At 41.7% G+C, this 12,537-nt stretch carries 11 protein-coding genes; 6 read left to right on the forward strand and 5 right to left on the reverse strand.

Annotated elements, in window-relative coordinates; genetic code table 11:
• The first annotated feature begins 213 nt into the window (after positions 1 to 213).
• From HMPREF9078_RS02855 to rpoN, 6 genes are all read left to right on the forward strand, one after another.
• Complete coding sequence (locus HMPREF9078_RS02855; protein WP_009419231.1) at positions 214 to 678, forward strand: DinB family protein; 465 nt, start codon at positions 214 to 216, stop codon at positions 676 to 678.
• Positions 675 to 1,727: a thiamine-phosphate kinase gene (thiL, locus tag HMPREF9078_RS02860; RefSeq protein WP_009419232.1), complete on the forward strand. Its 1,053-nt coding sequence runs from the start codon at positions 675 to 677 to the stop codon at positions 1,725 to 1,727. Before HMPREF9078_RS02855 ends, thiL begins: the two co-directional genes overlap by 4 nt.
• A 20-nt stretch (positions 1,728 to 1,747) precedes the next feature.
• On the forward strand, positions 1,748 to 3,157 hold the full coding sequence (locus tag HMPREF9078_RS02865; RefSeq protein WP_009419233.1) for an alkaline phosphatase: 1,410 nt from the start codon (positions 1,748 to 1,750) through the stop codon (positions 3,155 to 3,157).
• Positions 3,158 to 3,188: 31 nt separating this feature from the next.
• Complete coding sequence (locus HMPREF9078_RS02870) at positions 3,189 to 4,172, forward strand: cation diffusion facilitator family transporter (RefSeq protein ID WP_009419234.1); 984 nt, start codon at positions 3,189 to 3,191, stop codon at positions 4,170 to 4,172.
• A gap of 139 nt (positions 4,173 to 4,311) precedes the next feature.
• Positions 4,312 to 5,451: a glycosyltransferase family 4 protein gene (locus HMPREF9078_RS02875; RefSeq protein ID WP_009419235.1), complete on the forward strand. Its 1,140-nt coding sequence runs from the start codon at positions 4,312 to 4,314 to the stop codon at positions 5,449 to 5,451.
• 32 nt (positions 5,452 to 5,483) lie between these two features.
• On the forward strand, positions 5,484 to 6,950 hold the full coding sequence (rpoN, locus tag HMPREF9078_RS02880) for an RNA polymerase factor sigma-54 (RefSeq protein WP_009419236.1): 1,467 nt from the start codon (positions 5,484 to 5,486) through the stop codon (positions 6,948 to 6,950).
• Between the two features lie 148 nt (positions 6,951 to 7,098).
• Here the strand turns inward: rpoN and HMPREF9078_RS12280 are convergent, their stop codons facing one another.
• The 5 genes from HMPREF9078_RS12280 to HMPREF9078_RS02900 all read right to left on the reverse strand — a co-directional run bounded on the left by HMPREF9078_RS12280 (position 7,099) and on the right by HMPREF9078_RS02900 (position 12,446).
• Positions 7,099 to 7,230 (reverse strand): hypothetical protein, encoded by a 132-nt coding sequence (locus HMPREF9078_RS12280; protein WP_009419237.1) that lies wholly within the window; start codon positions 7,228 to 7,230, stop codon positions 7,099 to 7,101.
• 56 nt (positions 7,231 to 7,286) lie between these two features.
• Positions 7,287 to 9,431 carry a S46 family peptidase gene (locus HMPREF9078_RS02885; RefSeq protein WP_009419238.1) on the reverse strand — a complete coding sequence of 715 codons (2,145 nt, stop codon included), beginning with the start codon at positions 9,429 to 9,431 and terminating at the stop codon, positions 7,287 to 7,289.
• A gap of 38 nt (positions 9,432 to 9,469) precedes the next feature.
• Positions 9,470 to 10,156 (reverse strand): TIGR00730 family Rossman fold protein, encoded by a 687-nt coding sequence (locus HMPREF9078_RS02890; RefSeq protein WP_009410398.1) that lies wholly within the window; start codon positions 10,154 to 10,156, stop codon positions 9,470 to 9,472.
• Positions 10,157 to 10,536: 380 nt separating this feature from the next.
• A complete protein-coding gene (locus HMPREF9078_RS02895; RefSeq protein ID WP_009419240.1) occupies positions 10,537 to 11,703 on the reverse strand; it encodes a VWA domain-containing protein in 1,167 nt (388 codons plus the stop codon).
• Positions 11,703 to 12,446 carry a porin family protein gene (locus tag HMPREF9078_RS02900; protein ID WP_009419241.1) on the reverse strand — a complete coding sequence of 248 codons (744 nt, stop codon included), beginning with the start codon at positions 12,444 to 12,446 and terminating at the stop codon, positions 11,703 to 11,705. Before HMPREF9078_RS02900 ends, HMPREF9078_RS02895 begins: the two co-directional genes overlap by 1 nt.
• Positions 12,447 to 12,537: the final 91 nt, after the last annotated feature.

Below are 12,537 nucleotides of genomic sequence, written 5' to 3' on the forward strand. Positions count from 1 at the left end.
AGGCCATAGGCACTAGGAGGGAATATGACGGAAAATCAAAAGAAACCTACTCTATAATTCACTTAGTTGACAATTGCTGATAACCCTCGAAAGGAGGAATTGGCGATAATCATTATAGGCGAGTTATATAATTTACAGTGAAACAATACATTAATTCCCTTACTCTCGATTGACTCTAATGATAATAACTAACGACAAAAAACTAACAACTATATGACAGAACAAGTATTTGCCTTACACGTGGCAACCCGCAACAATCTTTTAACTTATTTGGAGAATGTAAGTCCTGAACAATTAGCGCAAATCCCCACAGGGTTTCACAATAACATCTGGTGGAACATCGCTCACTGCGTGGCGCAACAACAAATACTCTGCTACAAACTATCAGGACTCAATTTTGTTGTACCCGAAACTTTTGTAGATACTTATAAAAAAGGTACTTATCCCGATGGACACATTCCTACCGCTGAGGAAATTCAAGAATTGCGCAGTCTGCTCATCAGCAGCCAAAAACAACTGCAAGCCGACTACGAGCGTGGAGTATTCTCTAATTTTACTCCTTACACTACCAGCTATGGCTATGCGCTTACCTGCATTGAAGATGCGATACATTTTAACAATACTCACGAGGGAATGCACCTTGGGGTGGTAATTGCTTTAAACTATTTTGCTAAATGATAGAAGATAAAACGCCTCACCGTACCTCATTAGCCGATTTGGGTGAATTTGGACTCATCGACCGCCTGACGGAGGGATTTGAAATCCACAATCCTTCCACTCTTAAAGGCGTAGGCGACGATGCGGCGGTAATGGATTTTAAAAATAAGCGAACTGTCGTCTCTACCGACCTGCTTATTGAAGGTGTACATTTCGACCTCAGCTATGTACCGCTGAAGCATTTAGGGTACAAGTCGGTAGTAGTGAACGTGTCGGATATCTATGCGATGAACGCTACGGCTACCCAGATAACCGTATCAATAGCTGTATCCAATCGCTTTCCGTTAGAAGCCTTAGAAGAACTCTATGCAGGCATTCGCCTAGCCTGCGAGCATTATAAGGTAGACTTAGTAGGAGGCGACACGACCTCGTCTACACGCGGACTCATCATCTCGGTAACGGCGATAGGTGAAGCGGAAGCATCGGACTTAGTATATCGCAACGGAGCGCAACCTAACGACCTTGTGGTACTCACGGGCGATATAGGGGGTGCCTATATGGGTTTGCAGATATTGGAACGTGAAAAGGCGGTCTTTCAGGTAAACCCTAACTCTCAACCCGATATAGAGATGTATTCTTACATTTTGGAACGCCAGCTCAAACCCGAAGCCCGCAAGGACATTCCACCACTGCTCAAACAATTAGGTGTAAAACCTACTGCTATGATGGATGTAAGCGACGGATTGTCGTCAGAGCTCTTGCACATTTGCAAACAATCGGGGGTAGGTTGTAGGTTATATGAAGACAAAATACCGCTTGACCCACAAGTGATTAGTACTTGTGAGGAGTTCAATTTAGATAGCACTACCATAGCCTTGAGCGGAGGCGAAGATTACGAACTGCTGTTTACTATTGCCCAAGCAGATTACGATAAGATAAAAGGCAATCCCAATTTCACGGTCATAGGTTACATCACCGATAAAAGTGAAGGGGTAAACCTCATCACTCGTGCGGGACAGTTTATACCGATTATAGCGAAAGGGTGGAATGCTTTAACAATTAACAATTGATAATTAACAATTAACAAGATATGAAAAGAAGAGCATTTTTTAAACGTGGGGCTTTAGCAGCTTTAGGAGGCTTAGTACTTCCTTCATTCGATTTACAAGCGCAAACCCTTGGGGAAGCCCATAAAAACAAACGCACTAAAAACATCATCTTTATGGTGAGTGACGGTATGAGTTTCGGCACTTTGGTAATGGCTGACCTGTACCTAAAACGCAAATTCGGTCGCCCTTCCAGCTGGATAGGATTGTACGAAAGTAACCTCGCACAGCGCGCCGTAATGGATATGGCATCGGCAAGTTCAGTAGTCACCGACTCCTCAGCAGCGAGTTCGTCTTGGGGCGGTGGAGTACGTGTAAAGAACGGTAGCCTAAATATCAGTCCAGATGGCAAAGAGAATATGCCTATCTTACAAAAGTTCAAAAAAGCAGGCAAGAAAGTGGGGTGTATCACTACCGTAATGGTAAATCACGCCACTCCGGCAGGCTTCTGTACGTGGAGTAAGAGTCGGAATGCTATGGACGAGATAGCCCTCAACTACACCGAATTAGGCTTTGATGTGATGTTAGGCGGCGGTAGCAAATACTTTGACCCTGCCCATCGTAAGGATAAAAAAGACCTCTTTGCTGTTCTCAAAAAGAAAGGTTATACGGTAGCTCGCACTCGCGGTGAAATGCTGAAAGCACCTACTAATAAACCTCTCTATGGGCTCTTTGCTGAAGATGCCCTCCCCTACTCTATCGACCGCGCTCAAAGCAGTGAAGAACAAGCTAAATCGCCTACCCTTGCCGAGATGACTGCTAAGGCTATCGACCAACTTAAAAGTCACCCTAACGGCTTTGTAATACAAGTGGAAGGTGGTAAAGTAGACTGGGCGGCACACGGCAATGATATAGGGGCTTTGCTGTACGACCAGGTAGCTTTTGACGAGGCTATAAAAGTAGCCCTCGATTTTGCAAAAGCTGATGGCAACACTCTTGTAGTGCTTACTTCCGACCACGGCAATGCCAACCCTGGACTCATCTACGGCAAAGAATGTAATGACAACTTTGACAGATTGCAAAACTTCACCCATTCTAACGACTGGATATTGCAACAAATCAACTCTAACGACTCGGTAGCCAAAGTGCGTGAGCACGTAGCTCAATACTGTGGTGGAATGAACATCAGTGAGGAACAAGCTAAAGAACTCTTAGGCTATTACGCTAAAACCGAAAGAAAAGAAGATGGCTTGTACAACTACAAACACCTGCCTTACCGATTGTTTGCCGAAATACAAAAAGCACATACTTCGGTAGGCTGGATAAGTATGGATCACTCATCGGATTACACCGAATTGGCAATGTATGGGCCAGGTAGCGAGCGACTTAAACCTTTTATGCGCAATACCGATATGCACAATTTCTTGTTGGAGGCAGCGGAGGTTAGAGTTTAGAAGTTAGGAAGTAGAAATCAGAAATTAGAGGGTGAAAAGTTTTCAGTTTCAGAAGTTCGTTACTTTTATAGGAGTATTGCTCTTCATCGTGAAGTTGATAGCGTGGTACATTACCAATTCTAACGCTATTTTTTCGGATACGATGGAGAGCATTGTGAATATTATTGCCGCCTTTATGGGGCTCTATTCGCTATACCTTTGCAACAAACCTCGCGATACCGACCACCCTTATGGACACGGCAAGGTAGAGTTTGTTACCGCTGGCATTGAGGGAATGCTCATCGCTATCGCTGGGGTACTTATTCTCATCGAAGCCTTTTCGTCACTCATAAAGGGAATACATCTCGATAAATTAGGCTGGGGGATTGCCCTTTTCGGGTCTACCGCCATAGTGAATTATGCTATGGGGTATATTTCTTATCAAAAGGGAAAGAAAGAAAACTCGTTAGTGCTGATGAGTGCGGGCAAACATCTGCAATCGGATACTTTTGCGACTTCGGCAATTGTATTCAGTTTACTATTGGTGCATTTCACCGGTTGGTTATGGCTCGACCCTCTAATCGCTATTGGTTTTGGTAGTTATATCATAGTAATAGGTTGGAAGATAGTGCGCAAAGCCCTCAGCGGTATTATGGATGAACGCGATGAAGCGCTCTTTGCCGAAATAGTAAAAATACTGCAAGCTAACCGTAAAATCGAGTGGATAGACATTCACAATATGCGCATTCAGCAGTTTGGGGCACACCTGCACATTGATGCCCATATCACCCTGCCTTACTACTATTCGCTAAAAGAAGCTCATCAAGAAATGGAAAAGGTAATTCACCTATTAGCAGAAAAAGTAGATAGAACGATAGAATTCAACTTTCACTTAGACTATTGCAAGCCTTTTTCTTGCGAAATATGCGCTATCGACTGTCCCTTTAGAGAAAAACCTTTTGTGCAGACTATACAGTGGGACGTGAAAAACATCGCTGGAGTAGCGAAGCATAGATGTGAACCACTAAAACAATAATGCAAATTAGATACTATAAACATTGGTTCTTTGAGGTTTAATTTTGATGTACTTGACCTATTGTAAATAACTAACAGTATTCTTCTTGCTCGTTTAAAGTATATTTATTAATTTTGCACCAAAATATTGCCTTTATAATATGATAACTACTTTCTTTTCAGAAAATTTAGGGTTTACTACCATATGCGTTTTTCTACTCTCTTTGGGAGTAGCATACTTTTCTTTGCCAAGTATTATTTACGTGTCAAAGTACAAAAACCTAATGGATAAACCTAATGCACGTAGTTCACATAAAGAAAAAACACCTACCTTAGGAGGTTTTTCTTTCTTCGTAAGTTTAGTTTTTACTCTCTTTTTACTCCGTTTTTTCGATAATGACAATGTAGGTATTAACATCTTATCTGGTGTAGGTGTACTCTTTTTCGTTGGCTTAAAAGATGACCTCGTAGGTGTAAATCCTAGTACTAAGATTATAGGTCAAATTATAGCTACCCTGATGCTTTTCTTAGGGACTGGGCTTAAAATCACTACTCTTGATAATTTCTTAGGCATTACTGACATTCCATATTGGCTTTCTATTTTTATGAGCTGTGGTATGATGATGATGATTGTAAACTCTTACAATCTTATTGATGGCATTAACGGCTCAGCTGCAATGGTAGGTATTGTGATTTTTGGCATTTTTGCCTACGTTTTCTACGATGCTCAACTGTACTACTACTTCCTGTTATCAATCCTATGTATAGGTTTTTTATTAGCCTTTTTACGCTATAATCTATCGGTAAGGAAACGCGTTTTTATGGGAGATACAGGCTCTATGATTGCAGGTTTTCTCATCGCAGTTCTCGCTATTAAATTCTTTGCTCTAAACACTGAAGCCTTAGAAAGTGCTATTATACACCCCACAAATAAAATATGGGTTCTTCTTGCAATTATTTTCATTCCTTTTTTTGATACTACCCGCGTGTTCACCACTCGTCTATTGCGTCACGGACAACCTTTTAAAGCCGACCGCAGTCATATCCACCACGTGATGATTGACTATATGAAACTGTCGCATTCGCAAGCAAGTGTACTATTAGCACTCATCAATTTAATTGTTTGTGTAGTGATTTTATATCTCAATACTTTTTTATCTTCCCTTTATTTAGGAATTGTTTTAGGTGTTATTTTTATAGGATTGGCAGGGCTTCTCTTTTACGTTAACAGAAGCTATCACACCCGTAAGAAAAAACAAAAAATAAGACATATTGTCAAGGGGATTATAAAAAAGAAATAATTTTCGTACCTTTGCGCCCTATCTCATAAGAAATGCTCAAACAGAATTTACAACTTAAACTCTCACAGAAACTCTCACCTCAGCAAATACAGCTGATGAAACTCGTGCAACTCCCCACTCTTGCGTTTGAACAACGCGTGAAACAAGAGATGGAAGAAAACCCCGCTTTAGAATCAGGACGCGAAGAAGATGCCCTTGATGAGTTTCACGATGAGTTCGACAACTCTACCGATGAATATAACGATAACGATGTGATTGATATGAACGATATCAACATCGATGAATACCTCAGTGATGACGAAATACCCGACTACCGTCTGCACGCTAATAACTACAGCGACGACGATGAAGATCACGATATTCCTTTCAGTGCCGAGGTGTCGTTTCACCAATCCCTTATCAACCAATTGAACACCTTTACCCTCTCGGATGAAGATTACCTCATTGCTGAGTTCCTCGTGGGTAGCATAGACGATACAGGCTATATACGTCGCTCTATTCAAGACCTTACCGACGATCTCGCTTTCACCCAAAACATCTATACCGAAGAAGATCACGTAGAACAAATACGCCAACAGATTATATTTCAATTAGACCCTGCAGGGGTAGGCGCATCAGACTTGCAAGAGTGCTTGCTCATACAACTGCGCCGCAAAAAACAAACCCCTGCTATAAGCTTGGCAATCGAAATGCTTACCGAAGCCTTTGAAGCATTCACTAAAAAGCATTATACCAAACTGCAACAGCGCTTTTTGGTAACTGAAGAACAACTGAAGGAAGCGGTGCAAGAGGTGGAACGCTTAAACCCTAAACCTGGAAGTTCCTACGTGGGCAACAATGTGCATATAGAGCAAATTATCCCCGATTTTACGGTAAAAGTGGTAGATAACGAGTTGGAACTCTCTCTCAACGGACGCAATGCTCCTGAACTACACGTTTCTAAGGAATATAGCACTATGCTCGACACTTATAAGAAGAGTAAGGAAAAGAGCAATTCACAAAAAGAAGCAGTGTTCTTTATCAAACAGAAGTTGGATTCGGCTAAGTGGTTTATAGATGCCATTCGTCAGCGACAACAAACGCTCCTCATCACGATGAACGCCATTATGGAGCACCAACGCGAGTACTTCCTCACAGGTGATGAGCTGAAAATAAAACCGCTTATTCTCAAAGATATTGCCGATAAGGTGGGTATGGACATCTCTACCGTGTCGCGGGTAGCGAGCAGTAAATATGTAACCACCCCTTACGGTACAAAACTCATTAAAGATTTCTTTTCGGAATCTATGAAAAACGACCAAGGAGAAGACGTTTCTACTCGTGAAATCAAGCAGATATTACAACATATTATCGCTAAGGAAGACAAGAGTAAACCCCTCCCCGATGATGAATTGGCTCAGCTCCTGAAAGAGAAAGGTTACCCCATTGCACGCCGTACTATCGCCAAATACCGCGAACAAATGGATATACCTGTAGCACGCCTCAGAAAAGAGCTGTAAGTGTGAGTCTCACAGGCAAAATATAAAGAAACTCCAGTATAGTGACAGACTGTACTGGAGTTTTTTTTCGTAACACAACAAGCCGTTTTACAAATTAAAAGCTTCTTTTAATTCATTATACACCTGTTTGATAATCGAAGTTGGTTGCTCAAAGATGTGGAATATACATAGCTACAATTTCTTTATTTCCTACTTTGTAATAATAGAAGCTCTTGCCTTTATCGATGAGTGCGTTTTCTTTAGATTGATATTCACCTGTATTTTTAGGGTAATTTTTCAATCTTCTTTTTCAGTAAGAGAAAGTCTTCGGCAGAGTTTTCAACTCATCATTAACCATTATTTCACTATCTTCATCTCATTTAGCAAATACCCTGCTCCGGCGTATTTATCAATGATAAACAGCACATAGCGAATATCTACCATAATATTACGACATATTTTAGGGTCATAGTGGATATCGCTCATTGTACCTTCCCACACGCGGTCGAAATTGAGACCGATAAGGTTACCTTGTGCGTCTATCGCAGGACTGCCTGAGTTGCCTCCCGTGGTGTGATTGGTTGCTATAAAACACACAGGCATCTTGCCGTTTTTGCCGTAAATACCATAGTCTTTTTTCTCATAGAGCTCGCGCAGTTTGGCGGGCACATTAAATTCGTAGTCGTTAGGCACGTATTTCTCCATTACACCGTCTAAATAAGTCATATAATCATAGGTTACAGCATCCGAAGGTGAGTAACCCGCTACCTTGCCATAAGTAACGCGCAAAGTGCTATTGGCATCAGGAAAAATGCGGTCTTGAGGTTTCGAGAACTCCAAGATAGCCTTCATATAAGTACGTTGTAAGGCGGTAATCTCGCTGTCCAACTGTCGGTAAGTAGGCACTACAGCTCCGTAGAAATGAGCGACAATTTGCTGTACAAATTGTACGCCTATGTCATTTTTGAGGCGCCTTTCAAAAGCTTCATCGGGTAAGTTGAGTACTTTTTCCATTTCGGTTTTAGAAGCCAAAAACGACTCTTTATAGAGTTTGTCAGCCAGTGTGTGTATCTCAAACTGCTGTAAGTTAGGCGAGAGTAGGGTTTTAGGCATCGCCTGAGCATAATACACTACCGCTTTTTCAAATACGGCTTTATCTACATTCACATCGTAGTTTTTAAATACCGTTTCAAAGTTGTTTAAAAGGTTCTTCTTGCGGTCGTTGAACGATTGTGTTCCTTTCTCGTGCAGCGCATTTTGCAGTTGAAGGATTTTATAGCCATTTGCCAGCAAGTCGATATTGCGCTGTACCAACTCCGAAAAGAGGTCTACTGCCAAAGCATAGTCTTGTATTTGAGCATATTTCTCAGTAAACTGAGGTAAAATATAACCATATTCAGCAGTTTTACCTGCTTTTTCTATCTCTTTTTGAAATTTCTGTTCTTGAGCGCGTTTGATAGCTACCGCATCCGATTTTTTCAAACCTTGTGTTTCTCCTATCCACTTTTTCCAATAGTTGGCAACGCTGGCGTATTTAGAGGCGTATTTTATTTTTATTTCGTTGCTGTTGCGCATAAAGCCGTCTTGCACTTTGAGCACCACATCGCGAATGCCTATCTTAGCAGGATTCAGTACATTCACAATTTGTTCCACTGCTACAGCAGGTAAATATTCTTCAGTACGACCTGGATAACCGAAGACCATTGTAAAATCGCCCGCTTTCACCCCTTTTAACGAGATAGGAAAGAAGTGTTTGGGGCGATAGGGCACGTTGTCTTTGGAGTAGGTTGCGGGACGGTTGTTTTTATCGGCGTATACACGGAAAAGCGAGAAGTCCCCCGTATGGCGAGGCCATACCCAATTATCGGTATCCGAACCAAATTTGCCTATAGCCGAAGGCGGTGCACCTACTAAACGCACATCTTTAAAAGTTTCTACTACAAAAAGGATATACTGATTGCCCTCGTAGAAAGCACGAACCCGATTCTCTTGCCACGCTTCTTTAGGCGAGTTTTTCACCAAAGAGGCAATATTGCGTTCTATCTGAGAGGCGCGAACGCTCTCACTACTTAGGTTTTGAGTATCGGCAAGTACTTTTTGGGTAACATCTTCAATACGTACAATAAAAGTAACTTCTAAATTCTTGTTAGGCAACTCTTCCGATAGATTTTTAGCCCAAAAACCATCGGTAAGATAATCGTTTTGCACTGAGGAATGCGCCTGTATCTGTCCGTAGCCACAATGGTGATTAGTGAGCAGTAGCCCTTTATCCGAAATCATTTCGGCAGTACAGCCTCCATTGAAATGAGGCACGGCGTCTTTCAAGCTCGACTTATTGACGCTATAAATATCACTCACCGACATTTTCATACCTAAGGACTTCATTTCTCTGGCGTTCATACCTTCCAAAAGCGAAGGAATCCACATACCGCCTTGTTGTGCCGTTAAAGTAACAGGTAACAAGTAAAAGCTAAAAAGTAATAAAGAGATAAACTTCTTCATAGTCACTGTTTTTAAAGTGCAAATATAGGGAATATTTTCTAAAAATTTGGTTTTAACTGTTGTTTGTTGTTGTAGAAATCTTCAATGACTTTAATCACTTCGTCTTCAGTATCTACTAAGTGAAACAAATCCAAATCCTCAGCACTAATATTATTAAATTTCTCTAATAATATCTTCTTTATCCAGTCTACAAGTCCGCTCCAATAATCTGTACCAACTAAAATAATAGGAATTTTGTCTATTTTATAAGTTTGTACGAGAGTGAGGGTCTCGAAGAGTTCATCGAGGGTACCAAAGCCCCCAGGCATTGCTACAAATGCCTTAGAATACTTTACAAACATCACCTTACGCGCAAAGAAGTAGTTGAATTTGATATTCTTATCGTGGTCGATATAAGAGTTATTCGTCTGCTCGAAAGGCAAATCAATATTCAGTCCTGCCGATACACCTTTGTTCAGGTGCGCACCTTTGTTGCCCGCCTCCATAATACCAGGCCCACCGCCGGTTATAATACCGAAGCCCTCATCTACTATCTTTTGGGCAATACGCACAGTGAGTTCGTAATAAGGTGTTTCAGGCTTAATACGTGCCGAACCAAAAATACATACACAAGGCCCTATGGAGCTCATCTGCTCATAGCCGTGTACAAATTCTCCCATTATTTTAAATATCGACCAAGCGTCGTGTGTTTTAGTTTCGTTCCAAACTTTTGAATGTTTTTTCATTGAGTTAAATGTTAAAAGTGAATAGTAAAAAGTTGTATTTATTTCAGTTTTATCCCTCTGTATTTCTTTATCTTCTCCTATTTTTATAATCAATCTTTTATCTCCAATCTGTAGGGGCGAATTGCAATTCGCCCTTAATAAGTCAATCTCAATCTTGATTTGTGTTAAGTTTAAGGAGTATAGTTTTTCTAACCATATTCGTAATATTTTTCAGTAGGCATAAATTCGACAGCTCCACCGTCTAAATCGTCATCTATATAGTCATACAAAAATCGGTTTTTGTTATCTACATACCATTTAACGAATAGCTTTCCTTTAAAAACACCCGTAGTACTCTGTTTAGGGTCTTCTTTTAGTTCATAGGTAGCACAAAAGTGCTATTACACTTCCTTATCTGTGCGACTTGCTCTCTCAAATTTCTTTAGGTCATTCCCTTTGAGGGCGTTCTCTACGAGTTCGGGAAGGCGGTCAGGAGTACAGGCAAAGCAGGCGATGCCGAGTTTGCTGATTTCTTTACCAAGTTTCTCATCGTAATCAGGACGACCGCCGTCAGAAAGGGCTAAGAGCACCAATACCTTTACACCTTCTTGGTGCATCTCGTTTAGGCGACGCAAGAGTCCAGCGCGTACACCTCCTTCATAAAGGTCAGAAATAAGAATAAACATCGTTTTGCGCGGATTCTCAATAAGTGTTTGGCAATACGCCACCGATTTATTAATATCTGTCCCTCCTCCTAACTGTACCCCAAAAAGCATATCCACAGGGTCTTCACGACAGACTTCCGTAAGGTCGGTTACTTCTGTATCAAACACTACCACGTGCGTATCAAGGGCTGGCATACTCGCAAAGATAGACCCCATTACTGACGAATATATAATCGAATCACACATCGAACCACTCTGGTCGATGTCCAAAATCACTGTCCAGCTCTTTTGGCGCTGGGTGCGTTCAAAAAAATAGAACTTTTCAGGAATAAGTCGCTTGGTAGCGGTATCGTAGTTCTTGAGGTTGCGCTGAATTGTGCGCTTCCAGTCGGTCGACGAGAAGTTGGCAATAGGCGTATGCGCTTTTTTGTTGAGCGCACCGGTAACAGCGCGGCGTAGGTCTTGCTCCATACGCTTCATAATCTCATCAACTACCTCTTTCACCAATTCGCGTGCGGTATTTTTAGATTTGGCAGGTATTTGCCCTTTGAGTGCCATCAAAGTGCCCACCATAGAGATATCGGGCTTTACGTTTTTAAGGGTTTCAGGTTCAAATAGTAGTTTGGTGAGTCCTTTGCGCTCAATGGCATCGCTTTGAATCACACTTACCACATCGGGAGGAAAGAACGAGCGCACATCGGTGAGCCACTTAGCTAAGTTGGGTGACGAACTGCCTAAGCCTGCCGAGCGTTTGCCTCCATTATTACCGTTGCCTTCGGTATCGTCGTAGAGGGCAGCCAGCGTGGCGTCCATCAGCGATTGTTGCTCATTGAGCGATACCTCACCCAAAGCATTCAAATCCTGACCCAAGATGAGTCGCCAACGTGTAATTAGGTCGTCCATTATAAAATATAAAAAAGTAATCCTAATTGTAACACATTCGATTTGAGGCTCGTGCCATCAGTAGTTTTAGCGTCTTTCAGCAAAGGGGTAAGATTGTACTGCACATAGAAGTTCAAGGCGTTATACCCAAAGGCAATAAAAGGCTTTACCTGAAACGTATGAGCTATATCGGAGTTCTGGAAAGCTATCGAAACACCATCGGCAGTGTACAAACTTCTACTGTTGAAGATATAGGCAAAACGCGCTCCTGTATACACGCGCCAAAACTTATGACTGTAAGGGGTAGAGGTGCGAAAGCGAAACTCTACGGGTATTTCTACCGAATGCGTCTCGAAGAAATTACGAGTGATGTTCCGGTCGCTGAAACGTTCTACTATCTCATAGCTCACGCCCGAAACCGTTTTGTTAGCCACCATATTGTTGTACACCAAATCGTAAGCATAGCCTATGCCCACCCCAAAGCCTATATTACGCGCTTTGTTCATAGGCAGGTCGCGAATAAAACCTACGTGAATCCCCCTTGAAAGGTTGTGTTGCACCACGTTATTTGCTTTACCAGCCAAATAGTCATAAGTAAGACCAAAGTAAAATTGGTCTTCGAGGTAGTGCAGGTCTGCCTCCGTATCGGTAGCAGTAGCCGTTTGTGGGGTGCTTATCATTCCATCATCGTTATTCTCTTGAGCAAAAGTAAAGAGCGAAAAGTGAAGAGCGAAAAGCAACAGTATCCTATTTAGTTTGTTCATCTTTTTTGTTGCATATTTTGGGCAAAGGTAAGAATAATTAGCAAATTAACAAATTTGCTAATTTCCAAATTTTCTAATTCTCTAATTTCCC

Origin of the sequence: Capnocytophaga sp. oral taxon 380 str. F0488, assembly GCF_000318255.2 — a bacterium.
Lineage (GTDB): Bacteria > Bacteroidota > Bacteroidia > Flavobacteriales > Flavobacteriaceae > Capnocytophaga > Capnocytophaga ochracea.